Here is a 20,671-nt window from a genome sequence, read left to right as displayed (position 1 = left end):
TGAAAGAGCTGCCAGCGCTTGCCCAGCGAGCGCTGGCAGCTATCTTTCATGAAGCAATCGTGGGCCGGGCCGGCGGCCGTGATCCCAGCCGCCGCAATGCCGGGAGCGGGCTCTTTTCGGCCGCACGTTTTTCCCGTGCTTCGGCCTTGGCCCCGTTGTTCATGGGTTGAACGAACGCCGGCGCCATGTGGCGCGCTTCGCGTCCGATGACCGTGCCGGGCGCCTGAACCCGGTCCAAACGATCGCCCGCGAACGGCCGGGCCCTCCTGGTCTGCTGGTGCCTCCCGGCCAGCGTACTGGCCGGATGATGGATGTGGTGACAGCGTGCTGTACGCGATTTTCGCATATTTCGGTTTCGCATTCATTGTGCCGGCCGGACGCCCCGGCCGATGCACAAGTCTCTCTATACAACGCAGTATCAGGCACTCCTGACCCAGCTCCGCGAGTTGCGCCAGGCGCAAGGGGTCACACAGTCCGAACTGGCCGAGCGGCTGGCTTGGACACAGGTGAACGTGAGCAAGGTCGAGACCGGGGTGCGGCGGCTGGATGTGATCGAGTTGAAGCTCTGGGTCGAGGCATTGGGCTCGGATTTGCCGTCCTTCGTGGACAGGCTGTAGGCCGGGGCCGCGCTTGGGTTATGCATAAAAAAGGCTGCCAGCGCTTGCTGGACAAGCGCTGGCAGCTATTTTTAAGATAGCAATCCGGGTTCAGGCGCCGGCTTTCACCTTCTGCCGCCAGGCGTGCAGCAGCGGCTCGGTGTAGCCGCTGGGCTGCTCCACGCCCTTGAACACCAGCTCGCACGCGGCCTGGAAGGCGGCGGATTTCTTGAAGTTGCCGTGCATCGGGCGGTAGGCCGGGTCGCCCGCGTTCTGCTGGTCCACCAGCGCGGCCATGCGCTGCAGCGTGGCCTCGACCTGGCCCTTGCTCACCACGCCGTGCAGCAGCCAGTTGGCCATGTGCTGGCTGCTGATGCGCAGCGTGGCGCGGTCTTCCATCAGGCCGACGCCGTGGATGTCGGGCACCTTGGAGCAGCCCACGCCCTGGTCCACCCAGCGCACCACGTAGCCCAGGATGCCCTGGGCGTTGTTGTCCAGCTCCTGCTGGCGCTCGGCGGCGCTCCACCTGGCCTCGGCCGCCACGGGGATGGAGAGCAGGCCGGTCAGCAGCTCGTCGCGCAGCGCGGCCGGGTCGGCCTTGGCGAGGTCGGCTTCCATGGCTTTCTGCACGTCGCTCACCAGCACCTGGTGGTAGTGCATGGCGTGCAGCACGGCGCCGGTGGGGCTGGGCACCCAGGCGGTGTTGGCGCCGGCCCGGGGGTGGCCGATCTTCTGCTTCATCATCTCGGCCATCAGGTCGGGCATGGCCCACATGCCCTTGCCGATCTGCGCCCGGCCAGCGAGGCCGCAGGCCAGGCCCACCAGCACGTTGTTGCGCTCGTAGGCCTGGATCCAGGCGCTGGTCTTCATGTCGCCCTTGCGGTACACCGGGCCGGCCTGCATGCAGCTGTGCATCTCGTCGCCGGTGCGGTCCAGGAAGCCGGTGTTGATGAAGGCCACGCGCGACCGGGCGGCGGCGATGCAGGCTTGCAGGTTGATGCTGGTGCGGCGCTCCTCGTCCATGATGCCCAGCTTGACGGTGCTGTCCTTCAGGCCCAGCAGCTTCTCGACGCGGCCGAACAGCTCGGCGGCGAAGCCCACCTCGGCCGGGCCGTGCATCTTGGGCTTGACGATGTAGACGCTGCCCTTGCGCGAGTTGCGCAGGCCGTCCTTGCCCAGGCCCTTCAAGTCGTGCATGGCGATGGCGGTGGTGACGGCCGCGTCCAGGATGCCTTCGGGGATCTCCTTCAGGCTGCCGTCGGCCGCCTTGTAGAGGATGGCCGGGGTGGTCATCAGGTGGCCGACGTTGCGCACGAACATGAGCGAGCGGCCGTGCAGCCGCACGCTGCGCTGGCCCGCGCCGCCTTTGGCGGCGCCTTCCGATCCTGCGGCGGTGTAGACGCGATCGGGGTTCAGGCCGCGCGTCACCGTCTTGCCACCCTTGTCGAACGACTCGGTCAGCGTGCCGCGCAGGATGCCGAGCCAGTTGCGGTAGCCCAGCAGCTTGTCCTCGGCGTCGACGGCGGCCACCGAGTCCTCCAGGTCGAGGATGGTGGAGACGGCGGCCTCGACCACCAGGTCGGCCACGCCGGCCGGGTCGTTGCGGCCGATGGCCGAGGCCGGGTCGACGCGGATGTCCAGGTGCAGGCCGTTGTGCACCAGCAGGATGGACGTGGGCGCCTTCGCCTCGCCCTGGTAGCCCACGAACCGGCTGCCGTCGGCCAGCTTGCTGCTCTTGCCGCCCTTGAGCTTGACCACCAGCTCGCCGTCCTTCACCACGTAGCCGGTGGAATCGACGTGCGAGCCTTTCTTCAGCGGCGCGGTGCGGTCCAGCACGTGGCGCGCCCACTCGATCACCTTGGCGCCGCGCCTGGCGTTGTACTTGCCGGTTTTTTCCAGGCCCTTGGTCTCGGGGATCACGTCGGTGCCGTAGAGCGCGTCGTACAGGCTGCCCCAGCGCGCGTTGGCGGCGTTCAGCGCGTAGCGGGCGTTGAGGATGGGCACCACCAGCTGCGGGCCGGCCTGCACGGCCAGCTCGTCATCGACGTTGGTGGTGGTGACCTTGGCCTGCGCCGGTGGTTTGACGAGGTAGCCGATGCGCTCCAGGAAGGCGCGGTAGGCGCGCATGTCCTTGATGGGGCCGGGGTTGGCCTGGTGCCAGGTGTCCAGCTCCTTTTGCAGGCGGTCGCGCTCGGCCAGCAGGGCGACGTTCTTGGGCGCCAGATCGGTCACGATGGCCGAGAAGCCGCGCCAGAAGGCGTCGGGCGCGATACCCAGATCGGGCAGCACCTCGGCGTTGACGAAGTCGTACAGCGGGGTGGCGACCTGGAGGTCGTGGGTGGCGGTGCGTGCGGTCATGGGGTGGTCCTCGGGGCGGGTTCAGGAAAAGGCCGGGCGCCGCTGCGGCGCCCTCGCTGGCAATGTATTCGATTTGTTTTAGGCAATAAACGACGCCAGGATAGAAAAACTTATGACGATTTTGCAAAGGTGAAGGTTTCAGGCGCGGGCCGGCTGGCTTGCGGGGCGCGCTCAGGCGCCGGGCCGCTGCTCGCGCGCCGCCACCTCCAGCCCGTCCATGAGCAGCCGCATGGCGGTGGAGGGCACGCGGTCGTGCAGCTTCATGCAGCAGATCGGGCCGCGTACCAGGTCGCTGGGCGCATTGAGGCGCACCAGCTGCCCCGAGGTCTCCAGCAGCGCCGCCAGGCGGCTGGCGATGCTCCACAGCAGCGGCGCGTGGCGCAGCAGCTGCATGGCCAGCAGCGAGGAGTCGGTTTCGACGTCCAGCGTTTCGTGTCCCGGCGAGCGGTGCACCGACAGCAGGCGGTCCAGCTTGGGCCGCAGCGGCGTGCCCTGCGGCGGCAGCACCCAGGCCTCGCGCGCCAGCTCGGCCCAGCCGACCCTGCGGCGCCGGGCCAGGCGGTGCTGCGGGCCGCACAGCACGGCGTTGTGCTCCTCGTACAGCGGGCGCACCTCGACGCGGTTGAGGTCCACCCGGATCTCGGCGTGCGCCAGCATGAGGTCGATGCCGCCGTCCAGCAGCTGCTCGTACAGCGCGACCTGGTCGAGCATGCGTATCCGCAGCAGCGCGCCGGGCAGCACGGCGCGCACGCGCGTCACGGCCGCGGCCAGCAGCTCGTGCGAGAACACCGGCAGCACGCCCACCACCAGCGGGGCGTGCGTGCTCTGCTGCAGGCCCAGCAGGTCCTGCTCGGCCAGGTCGATCTGCGCCAGCACGCGGTGGGCATGCTGTATCAGCGCCAGGCCCGCGGGCGTCGGCACGACGCGCTTGGTGGTGCGCTCGAACAGCGGCCGCCGCACCACGCCTTCGAGCTGCGCCAGCGCGCGCGACAGCGCCGGCTGCGTGGTGTGCAGGCGCTCGGCCGAGCGGCTCAGGTTCAGCTCCTCGCCCAGCACGCCGAGCAGGCGCAACTGCTTGAGCGTGAGCTTGCGCTGGAGGTCCAGGGGGGCTCGATTCATGACGGTGCTGGTATGAATGCGCCCGCATTTTGCATTGGATGCAGGACAAGGCGCTACCCACAATCGCGGTCAGCCAGCCGCCGTCGCCGGGGCGGCGTAACCACCAAGAGGAGACATCTCGCATGAAGACCGCATGGATCGCCGCCCTGTGCGCTGCCCTGCTGCCGCTGGGCGCCGCGGCGCAGAACTACCCCCATAGACCGATCCGCCTGGTGGTGCCCTGGGCGGCTGGCACGCCGGCCGACGTGGCCGCGCGGGTGGTGGGCGAGCGCATGGCCGCCGGCCTGGGCCAGCCCATCGTGGTGGACAACAAGCCCGGTGCCGCCGGCACCATCGGCCTGTCCGATGTCCTGCGCCAGCCGGCCGACGGCTATACGCTGTATTCGCTGTCGTCGGCGTCGCTGGTGGCGCCGCTGCTGTACCCGACGCAGAAAGTCGATTTCCTCAAGTCGCTCACGCCCGTCGGCCACGAATCCTGGAACTACAACGTGCTGGTGGTGCCCACGCAGAGCGCCATCAAGTCCACCAAGGAACTGATCGACACCGCCCGCGCCAAGCCGGGCAGCCTCAGCTTCGCGTCGGGCGGCAACGGTACGCCCGCGCACCTGGCCGGCGAGCTGTTCAACCAGCAGCTCGGCATCAAGACCACGCACCTGCCCTACAACCAGTTCCCCATGGCCATCGCCGACCTGCTGAGCGACCGCGCCAACTTCATGTTCCTCACGGCTTCGGCGGCGCTGCCGCAGATACAGGGCGGCAAGCTGCGGCCGCTGGCCACCACCGGCGCGCAGCGCCTGCCCGCGCTGAAAGACGTGCCCACCATGGCCGAGCTGGGCTACTCCGCCTTCGTGCTGCGCTCGTTCGACGGCTTCGCGGCCAAGGCGGGCACGCCGCCGGAGATCGTCAAGCGCCTCAACGCCGAGCTGAACGCGGCGCTTTCCAGCCCCGAGGTGCGCGAGCGCTTCGCGCCCCTGGCGCTGGAGGCCGACCCGATGCCGCCCGAAGCCTTCGGCAAGGTGATCGCCACCGAGTCCGAGAAGTGGCTGCGCGTGGCGCGCGACGCCAAGATATCGGTGGACTGAGCGCCATGGCCGCCAGCGACATGAACGGCGCCGACGTCATCGTGGTCGGCGCGGGATCGGCCGGCGCCGCCCTGGCCGCCCGGCTGAGCGAGAACCCGCAGCTCCAGGTGCTGCTCGTCGAGGCCGGCGAGCGCACGCGCTACCCGTGGATCGACATCCCCATCGGCTACTTCAAGACCGTGGGCAACCCGCGCTTCGACTGGGGCTTCGAGACCGAGCCCGACCCGGGCATGGCCGACCGCCGCCTGCCCTGGCCGCGCGGCAAGGGGCTGGGGGGCTCCAGCCTCATCAACGGCATGCTGTACCTGCGCGGCCACCAGCGCGACTACGACCAATGGGCGGCGCTCGGCAACCCCGGCTGGTCCTGGCGCGAGGTGCTGCCGTACTTCCGCCGTTCGATGCACGGCGAGGTCTCGCGCGGCGAGGCCGACGGCCAGGGCGGCCCGCTGTGGATCTCGGACGTGCCGCCGGACCCCTTGTCGGACGCCTTCATCGAGGCGGCGGGCCGCTGCGGCATTCCGCCCACGCGCGATTTCAACGGCGGCGACAACACCGGCGCCGGCTACTTCCGCATGAACACCCGCAACGGCGTGCGCATGAGCACCGGCCGCGCCTACCTGCGCCCGGCCGAATCGCGCGCCAACCTGCGCGTGCTGAGCGGCGCGCAGGCGCTGGGGCTGCTGCGCGAGGGCCGCCGCGTCACCGGCGTGCGGGTGCTGTACCAGGGGCAGGCGCGCGAGTTGCGCGCCCGCCACGAGGTCGCGCTCTGCGCCGGTGCGTTGCAGTCGCCCCAGCTGCTGCAACTCTCGGGCTTCGGCCCGGCCGAGCTGCTGGAGCGGCACGGCATCGAGGTGGCGCTGGACCTGCCCGGCGTCGGGCGGAACCTGCAGGACCACCTCCAGGTGCGGCCCGCCTACCGCTGCCAGGGCGTGGTCACGCTCAACGACATCGCCCGCAGCACCTGGCGCAGCGCGGCGGAGTTCCTGCGCTACCAGTTCACGCGCCAGGGCTCGCTGCGCAACGGCGTGTACCGCGCCGGCGCCTTCTTCGAGCTGCCGCCCGGCGGCCACCAGGGCTGGCCCAACGTGCAGATCCACTTCGGCCTGGTCAGCTTCGACCGCCCGCACCAGCCGCCGCATCCGTTCCCCGGCGTCACGCTGTCGGCCTGCGACCTGCGCCCGGAAAGCCGCGGCCGCATCGAGATCGCCGACGGCGACCCGCTGAAGGCGCCGCGCATCTTCAGCGGCTACCTGCAGACCGAGCGCGACCGCGCCACCGCCGTGGCCATGGTGCGCAAGATGCAGGACATCGCCGCCAGCCCGCCGCTGGCGAAGTACGTGGTCGGCGAGCACGAGCCCGGCCCGGCCGCGCGGAGCGACGCCGAAGTGCTGGACTGGGTGCGCCGCCGCGCCGCCAGCATCTTCCACCCGGTGGGCACCTGCGCCATGGGGCCGCGGGACGACCCGATGGCGGTGGTGGATGCGCGCCTGCGCGTGCACGGCGTGGACGGCCTGCGCGTGGTGGACGGCTCGGTCATGCCGCGCATCGTCTCGGGCAACACCAACGCGCCCATCATCATGATCGGCGAACGCGCCGCCGACTTCATCGCCCAGGACCTGGGCCTGGCGGGCAGCGAAGCCCAGGCGGTGGCGTCATGAGACACCCTGTGTCAACCCCCCCGCAGTCCGAAGGACGGAGGGTAGTCCAGTGAGCGGTGCCATCGAAACCAACCTGCAGTCCATCGCCGGCGCCTGGGTCGCGGGCGATGGCGCCACGCGCGTGACGGTGCTCAACCCCGCCACGGCGCAGCCCCTGGCCGGGTTCCAGGCCATTTCGGGCGCGCAGTTGCAGCAGGCGCTGGCGGCCACCGAGCGCGGTTTCGCCGACTGGCGCGCGCGCACCGCGCTGGAGCGCTGCGCCATCCTGCGCCGCGGCGCCGAGCTGTTGCGCGCGCGCGGCGGCGGCGTGGCGCGCCTGCTGACGCGCGAGCAGGGCAAGACCCTGGTGGAAGCGGGCCGCGAGATCGAGAACGCGGCGCAGATGATCGAGTGGCATGCCGAGGAAGGCCGCCGCCTGTACGGGCAGACCATCCCGACGCGCTACCCCGGCGCGCGCTTCCACACCCAGCGCGAACCCATCGGCCCGGTGGCGGCGCTCACGCCGTGGAACTTCCCGGTCATGCTGTCGGCCATCAAGGCGTCGGCGGCGCTGGCGGCCGGCTGCAGCGTGGTGCTCAAGCCGGCCGAGGAGACGCCGCTGGCCGTGGCGGAACTGGTGCGCTGCCTGCACGAGGCCGGCGTGCCCGGCGAAGCGCTGCAGATGGTGCTGGGCGTGCCGGCCGAGATCTCGGCGGCGCTCATCGACGCGCCGCAGATCCACAAGCTCAGCTTCACCGGCTCGACGCCCGTGGGCCGCCTGCTGGCGGCGCGGGCGGGCGACCGGCTGAAGCCCATCACGCTGGAGCTGGGCGGCCACGCGCCCGTGGTGGTGTGCGAGGACGCCGACCTGCCGGCCACCGTGGCCGCGCTGGCCCAGATCAAGCTGCGCAACGCGGGCCAGATCTGCGCCAACCCGTCGCGCTTCTTCGTGCACCGGCGCCATTACGGCGCCTTCGTGGACGCCTTCCGCCAGGTGGCCGAGAGCACCGTGGTCGGCCCCGGTGAAGACCCGGCCACCACGATGGGCCCGGTGATCAGCGCGCGGCGCCAGCGCGCGGTGCAGGCGCTGGTGCAGGACGCGACGCGCCGCGGCGCGCGCCTGGTGTGCGGCGGCCGGGCCTGCGACTCGGCCGGCGGCGAGGCCGGCTTCTTCCACCTGCCCACCGTGCTGGCCGATGTGCCGCTGGACGCGCGCGTGATGCAGGAGGAGCCGTTCGGCCCCCTGGTGCCGGTGGTGCCGTTCGACGACCTGGACGAGGTCCTGGCCCTGGCCAACAGCCTGCCCGTGGGGCTGGCGGCCTTCGGCTTCACGCAGAGCCTGGCCAGCGCGCGGCGGCTCGGCGAGGGCCTGCGCGCCGGCGCCGTGGGCATCAACGCCGTGCAGCTCATGCAGCCCGAAACGCCTTTCGGCGGCGTCATGGACAGCGGCCACGGGCGCGAGAACGGCAGCGCGGGCATCGAGGCCTACACCAGCCTGCGCGCCGTCGTCATGGGCTGAGAAGGCAGTTAGCGGAAAACGCTTCTCTTTTGATAGCTTCTAGCGCTTGTCCAGTAAGCGCTGGAGGCCGATTTGGCTTGAAAATTATTCCAGCGGCTCGCGCACCGGCCGCACCGCCATCCACGCCGCCGGGATGAGCAGCGGCGCCGCCTGCACCAGCGCCGTGGCCAGGCTGCCGCCGGCGCTGCGCCAGGCCCAGCCCAGCGCCACCAGCAGCAGCGCGCCGTGCAGCGCCATCGCCCAGCGGCTGCGGCGCATCAGCAGCCCGCCGACCGCCGCCACGCCCAGGGCGCAGAACAGGTAGTAGGGGCCGCCGCGGTGCGCCAGCATCACCAGTCCGCCGAGCAGGATCAACGCGCCCCAGGCGATCAGCACCATGCCGACCAGGCGCGGCGGGCCGTCCTGGCGCGCGCGCTGACTGTCCTGGCGGGCAATCAGTTCGAGCTGGTCGGCCAGCCGGTGGCTGGGCGCGGCGGCCGGTGCGGGCGCGGCCGCCGTGGCGGGGGGCGGCGCGGGCTGGGGCGCGGCCGGCGCCGGGGTGTCGGTACGCGGCGCCGCCGCGCGCATGCGGCCTTCCAGTTCGGCGCGGGCGCGCCGGCTGCCTTGCGCGGCCAGCTTCTGCAACTGCGCCAGGCTCAGGCTGCGCACGTCCATGTGCGGGCGGGCAGGGCTGGCGGAAAGCGGGGAGTCCTTGGACATGGGGGCGTGCGCGGCATGCGGCGCGCCATGATCGCACAGCCGTCCCCTGCGGATAATGCCCGCGCATGGACAAACTCAAGGCACTCGAGACTTTCGCCTCGGTGGCCACGCGCGGCTCCTTGAGCGCCGCCGCGCGCGCCGAGGGCGTGGCCCCGGCCGTGATCGGGCGCCGGCTCGACGCGCTGGAGGAGCACCTGGGCGTGAAGCTGCTGGTGCGCACCACGCGCCGCATCGCCCTCACGCACGAGGGCGCCGCCTTCCTGGACGACTGCCAGCGCATCCTGACCGAGGTGGCGGGCGCCGAGGCCAGCGTCTCGGCCGGCGGCGTGCAGGCCAGCGGGCACCTGCGCGTCACCGCGCCGGCCGGCTTCGGGCGCCGGCACGTGGCGCCGCTGGTGCCCGGGTTCCACGCCGCGCACCCGCGCCTGCGCATCTCGCTCAACCTGTCCGACCGCGTGGTCGACCTGGCCGGCGAGGGCTACGACTGCGCGGTGCGCGTGGGCGACCTGCCGGATTCGTCGCTCGTCAGCATCCGCCTGGCCGACAACCGGCGCCTGGCCGTGGCCGCGCCCGCCTACCTGGCGCGGCGCGGCGCGCCGCGCCACCCGCGCGAGCTGCTGCAGCACGACTGCCTGGTGCTGTCCAGCGACGCCTCGCAGACGCGCGGCTGGGCGTTCCGCGTTCCGCGGAACGCCCAAGGGCAGGAAGATGAACGCGCGCTTGCGGGTGCGGGCGCCTCCATCGAGCGCAACGAGGAGGTGATCCACCTGCGCCCCGGCGGCCCGCTCGACTGCTCCGACGGCCAGGTGCTGCACGACTGGTGCCTGGCCGGCCACGGCATCGCCTGGCGCAGCACCTGGGAGGTGGAGTCCGAGATCGCCGCCGGCCTGCTGGTGCCGGTGCTGGAAGCCTTCGCCGCGCCGCCCAACGGCATCTACGCCATCCTGCCGCACGCCAGCCGGCATGCGCCGCTGCGCGTGCGGCTGTGGGTGGACCACCTCCGGGAGCGCTTCGGCGATCCCGCCTTCTGGCGCAGGTAATACCATCGCGCCATGACCGAAGCCCTGCTCGCCTACGCGCACATCCTTGCCATCCTGATGGCCGTCACGTTCCTCGCGAGCGAGGCCGCGCTGTGCCGCCCCGAATGGATGAACGCCGCCGTGGTCGAGCGGCTGGCGCGCGTCGACCTGATCTACGCCGTCTCGGCGCTGGTGCTGCTGGCCACGGGCCTGGCGCGCACCTGGTGGGGCCTGAAGGGCGCGGGCTGGTACTGGTCGCAGCCGCTGCTGCACGCCAAGGTCACGCTGTTCGTGGTGACCGGGCTCGTCTCCATCGCGCCCACGCTGCGCTTTCTGCGCTGGCGCCGCGCGCTGCGCGCCACGGGCGCCTTGCCCGCCGCGGCCGAGGTGCGCGCCACGCGCCGGCTGGTGATGATCGAGGCGCACCTGCTGGCGCTGATCCCGCTGCTGGCGGTGCTGCTGGCGCGCGGTTGGGGGGCGCGCTAGAAGAGAGCGTGGCCTGTGGCGATGGAAAATGGCCCGCAAGCTCCCCGCTGCGCGTGGTCCGCTGCCCCCCGAGAGGGGCTTTTTCATCTTGGGGCGGCCCGGCGATGAAAAAGGCACCCGCAGGTGCCTTTTATGCATCGAATTGGGCTCCAGCGCTTGCGGAGCAAGCGCTGGCAGCTATCGAAATCAAAGCGCCGGGATGCGCAGCTTCTGGCCCGGGTAGATCTTGTCCGGGTGCGTCAGCATGGGCTTGTTGGCCTCGAAGATCACCGGGTACTTGTTGGCGTCGCCGTAGTACTTCTTGGCGATGGCCGAGAGCGTGTCGCCGCGCACCACGTCGTGGTACTGCGAGGCGGTGCCGGCCGGGTATTCGAGATTGTTGGCCACGCTGCGCACGCTGGCCACGTTGCCGGCGGCCAGGCCAGCTTTCTCGGCCGCTTCCTCGCTGGGGGCGCTGCCGGCCAGCGTCACCATGCCGACGGCGCCGTCGAACGCCACGCTCAGGCCCGACAGGCCCAGGTTCTGCTGCTCGATGTAGGTCTTGATGGCGTCGCCGGCCTTCTGGTTCAGCTCGGCCACGTTGGGCGCGCCGGACGCGGCGGCCTGCTCGACCTCCTTGCCGCCGAACAGCTTCTCGCCGGCTTCCTTGATGAAACTGAACAATCCCATGCGCTTTCTCCTAGGTTGGTGGATCGGGAAGCCGACACTGTACCCGCCCGAGCCGCCGTTCCGGGCCGGGTTGCCCCGCAGTGCCTGTAGGACAAAACCACTTATATTGCGGCCCCATGAGCTTTTTGGCACTGGATGTCGGCAATACGCGACTGAAATGGACGCTGTACGACCGCCCCGAACCGGGCGCCCTCGTGCTGGCGCATGGGGTCGAGTTCCTGGAGCAGATCGACCGCCTGTCGGAATCGACCTGGGTGGAACTGCCCGAGCCCACGCGCATGCTGGGCTGCATTGTCGCCGGCCAGGCCGTCAAGTACCGCGTGCAGGAGCAGATGGAGCTGTGGGCGGTGGAGCCGCGCTGGGTGGTGGCCTCGGAAGCCGAGGCCGGCCTGGTCAACGGCTACGACTACCCGGCCCGGCTGGGCGCCGACCGCTGGGTGGCGATGATCGGCGCGCGCCAGCACATGCTGCGGCACGGCCCGGCGCGGCCGGTGATCCTGGTGATGGTGGGCACGGCCGTCACCGTGGAGGCGATCGACGAGCAGGGGCGCTTCCTGGGCGGGCTGATCCTGCCCGGCCACGGCATCATGCTGCGCGCGCTCGAATCCGGCACCGCCGGCCTGCACGTGCCCACCGGCGAGGTGACGAACTTTCCCACCAACACCAGCGACGGCCTGACCAGCGGCGGCAGCTTCGCCATCGCCGGCGCGTGCGAGCGCATGTTCCAGCACCTGAAGGCGCGCTGCGGCGCCGAGCCGCTGTGCCTGATGACCGGCGGCGCCGGCTGGAAGATGCTGCCTTCGATGGGGCGGTCCTACGAGCTGGTGGAAAGCCTCATCTTCGACGGCCTGCTGGCGATCGCCGCCGAGCGCGAGGCGCTGCACTCAGGGTTCTGAGCCGGGCGGGCGCCGCTCAGGCCGCCAGCCCCTCGACGGCCTGGAACAGCGCCTGGCGCGCCTGGCTGACGATCTGGCCCTTCCAGGCGTCGGTGTCGGTGTAGAAGGCCCGCAGCATGCGTGCGTGGATCGCGTTCGCCAGCTCGGGCGGGGCTTCCGGGTGCAGCGCCAGCCAGTGGTCGCCGCGCAGCGCCTCCAGCACTTCGGTGATCGGCTCGGTGCCGTATTCCATGGCGATGCCGGTGTAGCGGGCCTGCGGCGCGGCGTCGTGGATCGACTCCCACATCAGCCCCGTCAGCAGCGCGCTGGTGGAGCTGCCGTCGTAGATGGAGGTCACCTGCTCGCCCCACCAGCGGCGCGCGCGCGCCTCGGTGGCGCGGTCGTCGCGGCCGGCGTAGATGCGCTCGCCCACGCCGCCCGGCCCCAGGCCCGTGTGCAGGTCGATCCACGCCACCTCGCGGCAGGCGCCGGCGTGGCGCGCCAGCACTTCGCGCAGCGTGCGGTTGCTCCAGGTGGGCGCCGTGCCGCCGAAGAACAGCCCGCCGGGATACTCGTGCTGGCCGCCGGAGATGGCGGCCTGCCACACGGCCAGTCCCTCGCGGGCGATGAAATCCTGCGCCGCCGCGCGGTTGGCCTCGTTCGGCGGCCAGGTTTCGGGCAGCAGCAGCGGGTGCACGCGGCGGTAGCCCTCGTTGACCGGCAGCGGGCGGCTGAAGTCGTGGAAGTTGCGGTTCAGGTCCACGTTCTCGTTCGTCACGCGGCGGATGTGCGAGAAGCCCCAGGGGTTGAGCGCGTGGATGTAGAGCACGTCCACCCCGGCATCGCGCGCCTTGGCGCGCCACTCGGCGTCGTGCAGGGCGAACACCTGCACGCCGCTGCCGCAGAAGCCTTCGACGCCGTGGCAGGCGCTGCTGACGATAAGCAGGCGCTCGCCGGGGCTGCCGGTGGCGGCGGCGTCCAGCGCCACGTCCATCGCCAGCACCTCGCCCTCGCGGCCGGGCAGCGGGTGGTTGTGCGACTCGATGCGCGTGCCCGCCGCGGCGGCGGCTTCCAGGAACTTGACGCGCGCCTTGGCGTAGCTGGGAGAAAAGGCGGACGGGATCGGGATCATGGCTTGACGTGGCCGAGCCACTCCTCCGCCAGCCGCACCCAGTAGGTGGCGCCCAGCGGGATCAGCTCGTCGTTGAAGTCGTAGTGCGGGTTGTGCAGCGTGCAGGGGCCGGCGTCGTGGCCGCCGCCCTCGTAGCGGCCGCGGTGGGCGCCGTCGCCGTTGGCGATGAAGCAGTAGGCGCCGGGCTTGGCTTGCAGCATGAAGGCGAAGTCCTCCGCGCCCATGGTGGGCTCCTGCGCCAGGGCGTTGTCGTTGCCGACGATCCCGGCCATGACGCGGCGGCAGAAATCGGCTTCGTAGGGCGTGTTGATGGTGGGCGGGTAGTTGCGGTTGAAGTGGAACGCGCAGGTGGCGCCGAAGGCGGCGCTCACGCCCTCGGCGATCTCCTGCATGCGGCGCTCGATCAGGTCCAGCGTCTCGAAGGTGAAGGTGCGCACCGTGCCCTGGATCTCGCAGGCGTCGGGGATGACGTTGTTGGCCTCGCCGGCGTGGATCATGGTGACGGAGATGACGCCGGCCTCGATCGGCTTCTTGTTGCGCGTCAGGATGGTCTGGAAGCCCTGCACGATCTGGCAGGCCACGGGCACCGGGTCGGTGCCCGTGTGCGGCAGCGCGGCGTGGCCGCCCTTGCCGGTGATGGTGATGCGGAAGTCGTTGCTGGAGGCCATCACCGGCCCCGGGCTGACCGCGAACTTGCCCGCCGCCATGCCGGGCCAGTTGTGCATGCCGAACACGGCCTCCATGGGGAACTGCTCGAACAGGCCGTCCTTGATCATCTCGCGCGCGCCGCCGCCGCCTTCCTCGGCCGGCTGGAAGATGAGGTACACGGTGCCGTCGAAGCTGCGGTGCCGCGCCAGGTGCTGGGCGGCGGCCAGCAGCATGGCGGTGTGGCCGTCGTGGCCGCAGGCGTGCATCTTGCCAGCGTGCCGGCTGGCGTGGGCGAAGGTGTTGAACTCGGTCATGGGCAGGGCGTCCATGTCGGCGCGCAGGCCGATGGCCCTGCCGCTCCGGCCGCCGTCGCGCCCGTGCACGATGCCCACCACGCCGGTGGTGCCCAGGCCGCGGTGGATGGGAATGCCCCACTCGGCCAGCTTGGCCGCCACCAGGTCGGCGGTGCGCACCTCCTCGAAGCACAGCTCGGGATGCGCATGGATGTCGCGCCGCAGTTGGGTGATGGCCGCGGCCTGCGCCAGGATGGGTTCGATCAGGTTCATGGCGCCAGTCTAGCGCCGCATGCGGGACAATGCGGCGCACCGCCCGCAGGACCTGTTCAGTCCCGACTGCTCATGACATCCCCGTTTGAAATCGTCGGCGCCTGCCCGCACGACTGCCCCGACACCTGCAGCCTGGTCACCACGGTGGAAGGCGGCCGCGCCGTGCGCGTGCGCGGCAACCCGGCGCACCCGCCCACCGCCGGCGTGCTGTGCACCAAGGTCTCGCGCTACCACGAGCGCACGCATCACCCCGAGCGCCTGCTGACGCCGCTGCGGCGCGTCGGCGCCAAGGGCGAGGGCCGGTTCGCGCCCATCGGCTGGGACGAGGCGCTGGACGAGGTGGCCGCGCGCCTGGCCGCCATCGCCGCGCGCGACCCGCAGGGCGTGCTGCCCTACAGCTACGCCGGCACCATGGGGCTGGTGCAGGGCGAGTCGATGGACCGGCGCTTCTTCCACCGCCTGGGCGCCAGCCTGCTGGAGCGCACCATCTGCGCCACCGCCGGCGGCGAGGCGCTGGCGCACACGCTGGGCGGCAAGGTCGGCATGCGCACCGAGTTCTTCGCCGAAAGCCAGCTGATCCTGATCTGGGGCAGCAACTCCATCGCCAGCAACCTGCATTTCTGGCGTCTGGCGCAGCAGGCGCGGCGGGGCGGCGCGCGCCTGGTGTGCATCGACCCCCGCCGCACCGAGACGGCCGACAAGTGCGACGAGCACGTGGCGCTGCGCCCCGGCACCGACGCCGCGCTGGCCCTGGCGATCATGCACGAGCTGATCCGCCACGACTGGCTCGACCACGACTACATCGCGCGCCACACCCTCGGCTGGCCGGCGCTGCGCGAGCGCGCGCTGCTCTGGAATCCGGAGCGCGCCGCGCAAGTCTGCGGCGTGCCGGCGGCGCAGATCGTCGAGCTGGCGCGTGCCTACGGCACAACGCGGCCGGCCGCGATCCGCCTCAACTACGGCGTGCAGCGCTGCGCCGGCGGCGGCAACGCCGTGCGCGCCATCGCCTGCCTGCCGGCGCTCACGGGCGCCTGGCGGCACCGCGCCGGCGGCGTGCTGCTGTCCAGTTCGGGCCACTTCCCCGTGGACCGCGCGGCCTTGCAGCGGCCCGGCCTGCTGGGCGCACGGCGCCCGCGCGCCGTCAACATGGTGACCATCGGCGACGACCTGCTGCGCCCGGCCTCGGACGGTTTCGGCCCGCGCATCGACGCGCTGGTGGTCTACAACAGCAACCCGGTGGCGGTGGCGCCCGAGTCGCCCCAGGTGGTGCGCGGCTTCGCGCGCGAAGACCTGTTCACCGTGGTGCTGGAGCAGTTCCACACCGACACGGTTGACTACGCCGACATCGTGCTGCCCGCCACCACGCAGCTGGAGCACTGGGACATCCACGCCGCCTACGGCCACACCGACGTGCTGCTGAACCGCCCGGCCATCGCGCCCGTGGGCCAGGCGCGCAGCAACGCGCGCATCTTCCGCGAGCTGGCCGCGCGCATGGGCTTCACGGAATCCTGTTTCGGCGACGACGACGAGCAGCTCTGCCGCCAAGCCTATGGCGCCGCCGTGGACTGGGAGGAGCTGCTGGCGAACGGCTTCGCCCATCTGCCGTTGCCCGAGGCGCCGTTTGCAGAAGGCGATTTCCCCACGCCCAGCGGGCGCTGCGAGTTCTTCAGCGCGCGCCTGGCCGCGCAGGGCCTGGACGGCCTGCCGGACCACGTGCCCAACCACGAGCCGCCCACGCCCGGCCGCTACCCGCTGGCCATGATCTCGCCGCCGGCGCGCAACTTCCTCAACAGCAGCTTCGTCAACGTGCGGAGCCTGCGCAGCATCGAGGGCCAGCCGCTGCTGGAGATCCACCCGCGCGACGCCGCCGCGCGCGGCATCGCCAGCGGCCAGCTGGTGCGCGTGTTCAACCAGCGCGGCGCCTACCACTGCGCCGCCGAGGTGAGCGAGCGCGCCCGCCCCGGCGTCGTCAACGGCCTGGGCATCTGGTGGCGCAAGCTGGGGCCGCGCGGCACCAACGTCAACGAGCTCACCAGCCAGAAGCTGACCGATCTGGGCCGCGGGCCGGTGTTCTACGACTGCGCGGTGGAGGTCGAGCGCGCATGAGACACCCTGTGTCAACCCCCCGCAGTTTTGAGAAGCGTTTGGAGGGCTGCATGGCGAGCCGGATCGTAGGGCGTTCGCTCGGTCCAGGCGCGCCAGATGACACGCACCCAGGCGCGGCGCGGAGGGTTGTTCAGTGAACCATTGGGCGGTCGCGTGCGCCGTGCTGGCCGCGGCAACCCTGTCCGGCTGCACCTCCGCCGCGTACTACGGGCAGTCGGTGCAGGGCCATCTGGCGCTGATGAACGCCGCGCGCCCGGTGGACGAGTTGCTGGCCGACCCCGCCACGCCCGCCGACCTGAAGGCGCGCCTGGCGCTGGCGCGCCGCATCCGCGCCTTCGCGGTCAGCGACCTGGCGCTGCCCGACAACGCCAGCTACCACCGCTATGCCGACCTGAAGCGCCGCGCGGCGGTGTGGAACGTGGCGGCGGCGCCGCCTTATTCGCTGACGCTCAGGCGCTGGTGTTTTCCCTTCGTCGGCTGCGTGGGTTACCGCGGCTATTACGACGAGGCCGACGCGCGCGCCCTGGCCGCAGAGTTGCAGGCGCGGGAGGGGCTGGAGGTGCGGGTCTACGGCGTGCCCGCCTATTCCACCCTGGGCTGGCTGAACTGGGCCGGCGGCGATCCGCTGCTGTCCACCTTCATCCGCTACCCCGAGGGCGAGCTGGCGCGCATGGTCTTCCACGAGCTGGCGCACCAGGTGGTGTACGTCGGCGACGACACCCTGTTCAACGAGTCCTACGCCACCGCCGTCGAGCGCCTGGGCGTGCAGCGCTGGCTGGCCGCGCAGGCCGGGGAGGCGGCGCGGCGCGAGTACGCCGCCTTCGACGCGCACCGCCGCGAGTTCCGCGAGCTGGCGCGCGAGACGCGCGGCGAGCTGGCCGCTGTTTATGAGCAAAAAACGGCTCCAGCGCCCGCCAGTCAAGCGCTGGAAGCTATGAAATCAGAAGCAATGGCGCGCTTTCGGCAGCGCTATGCGGCGCTGAAGGCGCAGTGGGCCGCGGCCGGCGCGCCGTTCGACGGCTACGACCGCTGGGTGGCCGAGGCCAACAACGCCTTCTTCGGCGTGCAGGCGGCGTACGACGACCTGGTGCCGGCCTTCGAGGCGCTGTTCGCGCGCGAGGGCGGCGACTGGCCGCGCTTCCACGCCGCCGTGCGCGCGCTGGCGCGGCTGCCCCGGGCGGAGCGCTTGGCGCAGCTTCGGGCGCTGCCCGGTTGACTACCGATTTGATAGCTAGCAGCGATTGACTGGCGGTCGCTAGAGGCCGATTTGATCCGAAATAAGCGGAGGAGCGTGGGGGCCACCCGGCCGCCGCCGGGCCGCTCCCAAGGCGGCCGGAGCCCCCTCGGGGGGCAGCGGACCACGCGCAGGGGGGGAGCGTGGGGGCCACCCGGCGGCCGCCGGGCCGCTCCCAAGGCGGCCGGAGCCCCCTCGGGGGGCAGCGGACCACGCGCAGCGGGGGAGCGTGGGGGCCTTTTAAAGCGACAGGCTGGTGCGCGCCAACTCCACCCACAGCCGTTCGGCGGCGTCGCGCGCCTGCACCTGGGCGGCCTGCTCCTGCAGGCGCGTGGCTTCCTCCAGACGCGCCTCGCCTTCGAGCATGACCAGCGCGCCGGCCAGGTCGAGCAGCACGGCGGCCGAATCGGGCGCCAGGCGCTGGGCCTCGCGCAGGTGCTTCATGGCGGTGTCGGCGCGGGCGCCGTAGGTCATCGTGGCCACCAGCGGGCCGACCTTGTCGATCGCCTCGGCCTGGAAGGTGCCCAGCGTGGCGTGCGCGAAGGCGTGGTGGGGCGCCAGCGCCAGCGCGGTCTCCAGCGCGGCGCGCACCTGGGCGCCCAGGCCCTGCGCCAGCGCGCGGGCGACGTGGATGCCCTGCGCGTAGCGCGCCAGCGCGTAGCCCAGCCAGTACCAGGCGCTGGCGTCGCCGGGCCGCAGCAGGGCGTGCAGGCTGGCCCGCGCGTGGATGCGCCGGTACAGGTCCATGCGCGCCGTCTCGTGCGGCTCGATCAGCTCGGCGTAGGCGGCGGTGGCGCGGTTGGCCGCGCCCATGCCGGCCCAGCTGGCTTCGACGCCGGCGGTCTCGGCGGCCTCGAACTGGCCGCTGTGGAACAGCGTCCAGGCGTGCAGCGCGGCGTCGCTCCTGGGCAGGGGCTCGGCGTCGAGCGCGTGCAGCCGCGCCCATTGCGCGCGCACCTGGGCGTCGTCCAGCGGGTAGTCGGCGGCGTGGGGGCAGGGCAGCCAGGCTTTCATGGGGTGGCGGGGACGGAGGAGGAGGGGAGGAGGGGGTGGCTGTAGGCGTCGATCAGCGCCAGCAGGTGGGCGCGCGGCGCTTCGTCGAGGTGCGGCGCCAGCAGGCCGAGCACGTGGTAGGCGCCGCGCAGCAGCGCGTCCTGCGCATTCTCGGGCTCCATGGCGCTGCGCGGCTGCAGCACGTATTCGTAGCTCAGCCAGTAGGTCAGCATCACCACCATGCTGGCGGCCACGGCGTCGCGCGCGCGCTCGGCGGCGGCGTCGGCCGGCTGGCCGGCGCACAGGCGGTCGATCAGGTGGCGCAGCGCGGCGCGCTTGCGCATCAGGATGGCCGGAAAGTGCGTCTCCAGCCGCCGGTTGCGCGACAGCAGGTGGTTGAGGTCGCGGTAGAGGAAGCGGAACGCCCAGATCAGCTCGAACAGCGAGTGCAGGAAGAACCAGGCGTCCTCGACGTCGCCCACGTCCTCGCTGGCGGCCAGCAGGGTGTAGAGGCCGCCCTCGTACTGGTCGAACAGGGTGTTGACCAGCTCGTCCTTGGACGGAAAGTGGTAGTACAGGTTGCCGGGGCTGATGTTCAGCTCGGCCGAGATCAGGGTGGTGGACACGTTGGGCTCGCCGAAGCGGTTGAACAGCGCCAGCGTGGTGCCCAGAATGCGCTCGGCGGTGCGGCGGGGCGCTTTCTTGGCCATGGTCTCCTCGTGTCGTCGGTGGGGCGGCTAGCGCAGGGGCGCCGCGGACTGCGGCACCCGCTGGGTGTAGGCGTCCTGCATCGTGTGCTCCACTGTATCGCCATTGGGCTCGGTGACGCGCACCCGCACCGGCAGGTAGTTGACGGTGCGGCCGAGCCAGACCTCGACGCGGGCGTCCTGCGCGTTCTCGGGCTCGTGCAGCAGGCGCAGCGTCGGCAGTTCGCGGTCCCCGAGGGCGGCGACCGGCTCCTCGGCCTGCACCTCGAAGCGCCAGGTGCCCGCGCCGTGCGCGTGCGCGGCCGGCAGCTCGATGCGGGTGCCCACCGGGTAGCGCCGGGCGTCGCCGGCCAGCAGGGCGCCGAGCTGGAGCAGCACGCTCAGCCGGTCCTGCATGCCGGGGCGCAGCGGTTCGTCGGCGCCGGTGGCGCTGAAATGCACCTGCCGCGCCCGGTAGTCGAAGCGCATGGTCTGCGCCTGCGCCGTGCGCAGCGCCGCTTCCACCGGCACCAGGCCCTGTGGCGCCAGCAGGCCGGTGGCCACCCGCGTGTGCGCGCCGAAGCGGGGGCTGTACAGCACCCACTTGGCTTCGTACAGGCGGCCGTCCTGGCGCCAGTCGAGCGTGGTGCGCATCGTCACCGCCTGCCCGCCGTAGCTGGCGTTGGTGAGGTAGGTGACCTCGGCGGCGGGGGCGACCTGCGTCAGCGCGTCGCCCGCGGCGGCGGCGGCGTCCAGGGCCAGGCCGGCTTCGTCCGTGGGCAGCGGGGGCGTGATCGGCTCGGGCGCGCTCCTGCCGCCAAAACTGCCCAGGGGCGGTGGTCCCAGCAGGCTGGGTTCGGGCTCCAGGCCGCCGGCCGCCTGCGAGCGGAAGCTGGCCGGCTCGGCCGGCCGGGGCGCCTCGGCCGGCTGGGGCCGGGGCCTGGCGGTCTGGCGCGGCACGGGCGCGGGCCGCTCGGCCGGCGTGGGCGGCGGCGTGGTCTGCGGCGGCGCCACGGGCTCGGGCGGCGTGGGCTTGGGCGGGGCGGCCTCGGGCTGCGGGGCGGGCGGCGCCACCACGCGCGTCACGAAGGCGGTGCCCTGCATGCCGGCGCGCACGCCCTGGCCGAGGTGCGGCAGCCCGATCAGCAGCAGGGCGTGCACCGCCACCGCCAGCGCGGTGGCCGCGAGCAGCTGCCGGCGCGGCGGCGCGGCGGGAACAACGGGGGGGAGCGCGGGGGTCAAGTCGG

The 20,671-nt window shown here is 72.1% G+C and carries 18 protein-coding genes; 9 read left to right on the top strand and 9 right to left on the bottom strand.

Annotation, left to right across the window (positions count from 1 at the left end; translation table 11 throughout):
- The first annotated feature begins 389 nt into the window (after positions 1-389).
- Positions 390-617, top strand: coding sequence for a helix-turn-helix domain-containing protein (locus QM772_RS08240; RefSeq protein WP_415135357.1), 228 nt, complete (start codon positions 390-392; stop codon positions 615-617).
- A gap of 90 nt (positions 618-707) precedes the next feature.
- Here the strand turns inward: QM772_RS08240 and QM772_RS08235 are convergent, their stop codons facing one another.
- Complete coding sequence (locus QM772_RS08235; protein WP_415135355.1) at positions 708-2,954, bottom strand: malate synthase G; 2,247 nt, start codon at positions 2,952-2,954, stop codon at positions 708-710.
- A 171-nt stretch (positions 2,955-3,125) separates the two neighbouring features.
- Positions 3,126-4,073, bottom strand: a complete 948-nt coding sequence (locus QM772_RS08230; protein ID WP_415135353.1) for a LysR family transcriptional regulator — start codon at positions 4,071-4,073, stop codon at positions 3,126-3,128.
- 122 nt (positions 4,074-4,195) lie between these two features.
- On the opposite strand from QM772_RS08230, the gene QM772_RS08225 reads away from it, so the two are divergent.
- From QM772_RS08225 to QM772_RS08215, 3 genes are read left to right on the top strand one after another with little or no spacing between them, the layout of a single operon-like run.
- Complete coding sequence (locus QM772_RS08225; protein WP_415135351.1) at positions 4,196-5,155, top strand: Bug family tripartite tricarboxylate transporter substrate binding protein; 960 nt, start codon at positions 4,196-4,198, stop codon at positions 5,153-5,155.
- 5 nt (positions 5,156-5,160) lie between these two features.
- Positions 5,161-6,813: a GMC family oxidoreductase gene (locus QM772_RS08220; RefSeq protein ID WP_415135349.1), complete on the top strand. Its 1,653-nt coding sequence runs from the start codon at positions 5,161-5,163 to the stop codon at positions 6,811-6,813.
- 49 nt (positions 6,814-6,862) lie between these two features.
- Complete coding sequence (locus QM772_RS08215; protein WP_415135347.1) at positions 6,863-8,311, top strand: NAD-dependent succinate-semialdehyde dehydrogenase; 1,449 nt, start codon at positions 6,863-6,865, stop codon at positions 8,309-8,311.
- An 84-nt stretch (positions 8,312-8,395) separates the two neighbouring features.
- On the opposite strand, the gene QM772_RS08210 is transcribed toward QM772_RS08215, so the two are convergent.
- A complete protein-coding gene (locus tag QM772_RS08210; RefSeq protein WP_415135345.1) occupies positions 8,396-9,010 on the bottom strand; it encodes a hypothetical protein in 615 nt (204 codons plus the stop codon).
- 65 nt (positions 9,011-9,075) lie between these two features.
- On the opposite strand from QM772_RS08210, the gene QM772_RS08205 reads away from it, so the two are divergent.
- Positions 9,076-10,050 (top strand): LysR family transcriptional regulator, encoded by a 975-nt coding sequence (locus QM772_RS08205; protein ID WP_415135343.1) that lies wholly within the window; start codon positions 9,076-9,078, stop codon positions 10,048-10,050.
- 12 nt (positions 10,051-10,062) lie between these two features.
- Positions 10,063-10,515, top strand: a complete 453-nt coding sequence (locus tag QM772_RS08200) for a DUF2214 family protein (protein ID WP_415135341.1) — start codon at positions 10,063-10,065, stop codon at positions 10,513-10,515.
- Between the two features lie 186 nt (positions 10,516-10,701).
- Here QM772_RS08200 and lysM read toward each other — a convergent pair whose 3' ends face one another.
- The gene (lysM, locus tag QM772_RS08195; protein WP_415135339.1) at positions 10,702-11,184 is read right to left on the bottom strand and encodes a peptidoglycan-binding protein LysM; all 483 of its coding nucleotides are present in this window, start codon (positions 11,182-11,184) and stop codon (positions 10,702-10,704) included.
- A 116-nt stretch (positions 11,185-11,300) separates the two neighbouring features.
- On the opposite strand from lysM, the gene QM772_RS08190 reads away from it, so the two are divergent.
- Complete coding sequence (locus tag QM772_RS08190) at positions 11,301-12,080, top strand: type III pantothenate kinase (protein ID WP_415135337.1); 780 nt, start codon at positions 11,301-11,303, stop codon at positions 12,078-12,080.
- Between the two features lie 16 nt (positions 12,081-12,096).
- Here the strand turns inward: QM772_RS08190 and QM772_RS08185 are convergent, their stop codons facing one another.
- Both QM772_RS08185 and QM772_RS08180 read right to left on the bottom strand, forming a co-directional pair.
- Positions 12,097-13,191, bottom strand: a complete 1,095-nt coding sequence (locus QM772_RS08185) for a M14 family metallopeptidase (RefSeq protein ID WP_415135335.1) — start codon at positions 13,189-13,191, stop codon at positions 12,097-12,099.
- Positions 13,188-14,405 carry a M20 aminoacylase family protein gene (locus tag QM772_RS08180; RefSeq protein WP_415135333.1) on the bottom strand — a complete coding sequence of 406 codons (1,218 nt, stop codon included), beginning with the start codon at positions 14,403-14,405 and terminating at the stop codon, positions 13,188-13,190. The genes QM772_RS08185 and QM772_RS08180 overlap by 4 nt, the downstream gene beginning before the upstream one ends.
- Before the next feature lie 72 nt (positions 14,406-14,477).
- Here QM772_RS08180 and QM772_RS08175 point away from each other — a divergent pair, with 72 nt between their 5' ends.
- The gene (locus tag QM772_RS08175; protein WP_415135331.1) at positions 14,478-16,511 is read left to right on the top strand and encodes a molybdopterin-containing oxidoreductase family protein; all 2,034 of its coding nucleotides are present in this window, start codon (positions 14,478-14,480) and stop codon (positions 16,509-16,511) included.
- Between the two features lie 133 nt (positions 16,512-16,644).
- A complete protein-coding gene (locus tag QM772_RS08170; protein WP_415135329.1) occupies positions 16,645-17,727 on the top strand; it encodes an aminopeptidase in 1,083 nt (360 codons plus the stop codon).
- Positions 17,728-17,985: 258 nt separating this feature from the next.
- On the opposite strand, the gene QM772_RS08165 is transcribed toward QM772_RS08170, so the two are convergent.
- The 3 genes from QM772_RS08165 to QM772_RS08155 are packed head-to-tail and all read right to left on the bottom strand — an operon-like array spanning position 17,986 to position 20,666.
- Positions 17,986-18,759, bottom strand: a complete 774-nt coding sequence (locus tag QM772_RS08165) for a hypothetical protein (RefSeq protein WP_415135327.1) — start codon at positions 18,757-18,759, stop codon at positions 17,986-17,988.
- Positions 18,756-19,448, bottom strand: coding sequence for a TetR/AcrR family transcriptional regulator (locus QM772_RS08160; protein ID WP_415135325.1), 693 nt, complete (start codon positions 19,446-19,448; stop codon positions 18,756-18,758). Before QM772_RS08160 ends, QM772_RS08165 begins: the two co-directional genes overlap by 4 nt.
- 27 nt (positions 19,449-19,475) lie before the next feature.
- Positions 19,476-20,666 carry a DUF3108 domain-containing protein gene (locus QM772_RS08155; protein ID WP_415135323.1) on the bottom strand — a complete coding sequence of 397 codons (1,191 nt, stop codon included), beginning with the start codon at positions 20,664-20,666 and terminating at the stop codon, positions 19,476-19,478.
- Positions 20,667-20,671 lie beyond the last annotated feature (5 nt).

This window comes from Ottowia sp. (genome assembly GCF_047601385.1).
In the GTDB taxonomy this organism is placed as follows: domain Bacteria; phylum Pseudomonadota; class Gammaproteobacteria; order Burkholderiales; family Burkholderiaceae_C; genus Ottowia.
Note: the sequence above shows the minus strand (reverse complement) of the source record. Positions and strands in the feature narration are given on the sequence as shown.

Bases quoted from the DNA above. Each gene is read 5' to 3' on its own strand.
- QM772_RS08240 (WP_415135357.1), top strand. From the start codon at position 390: ATGCACAAGTCTCTCTATACAACGCAGTATCAGGCACTCCTGACCCAG.
- QM772_RS08210 (WP_415135345.1), bottom strand. From the start codon at position 9,010: ATGTCCAAGGACTCCCCGCTTTCCGCCAGCCCTGCCCGCCCGCACATG.
- QM772_RS08225 (WP_415135351.1), top strand. From the start codon at position 4,196: ATGAAGACCGCATGGATCGCCGCCCTGTGCGCTGCCCTGCTGCCGCTG.
- QM772_RS08190 (WP_415135337.1), top strand. From the start codon at position 11,301: ATGAGCTTTTTGGCACTGGATGTCGGCAATACGCGACTGAAATGGACG.
- QM772_RS08160 (WP_415135325.1), bottom strand. From the start codon at position 19,448: ATGGCCAAGAAAGCGCCCCGCCGCACCGCCGAGCGCATTCTGGGCACC.
- QM772_RS08165 (WP_415135327.1), bottom strand. From the start codon at position 18,759: ATGAAAGCCTGGCTGCCCTGCCCCCACGCCGCCGACTACCCGCTGGAC.
- QM772_RS08220 (WP_415135349.1), top strand. From the start codon at position 5,161: ATGGCCGCCAGCGACATGAACGGCGCCGACGTCATCGTGGTCGGCGCG.
- QM772_RS08200 (WP_415135341.1), top strand. From the start codon at position 10,063: ATGACCGAAGCCCTGCTCGCCTACGCGCACATCCTTGCCATCCTGATG.
- QM772_RS08185 (WP_415135335.1), bottom strand. From the start codon at position 13,191: ATGATCCCGATCCCGTCCGCCTTTTCTCCCAGCTACGCCAAGGCGCGC.
- QM772_RS08230 (WP_415135353.1), bottom strand. From the start codon at position 4,073: ATGAATCGAGCCCCCCTGGACCTCCAGCGCAAGCTCACGCTCAAGCAG.
- QM772_RS08235 (WP_415135355.1), bottom strand. From the start codon at position 2,954: ATGACCGCACGCACCGCCACCCACGACCTCCAGGTCGCCACCCCGCTG.
- QM772_RS08205 (WP_415135343.1), top strand. From the start codon at position 9,076: ATGGACAAACTCAAGGCACTCGAGACTTTCGCCTCGGTGGCCACGCGC.
- QM772_RS08180 (WP_415135333.1), bottom strand. From the start codon at position 14,405: ATGAACCTGATCGAACCCATCCTGGCGCAGGCCGCGGCCATCACCCAA.
- lysM (WP_415135339.1), bottom strand. From the start codon at position 11,184: ATGGGATTGTTCAGTTTCATCAAGGAAGCCGGCGAGAAGCTGTTCGGC.
- QM772_RS08175 (WP_415135331.1), top strand. From the start codon at position 14,478: ATGACATCCCCGTTTGAAATCGTCGGCGCCTGCCCGCACGACTGCCCC.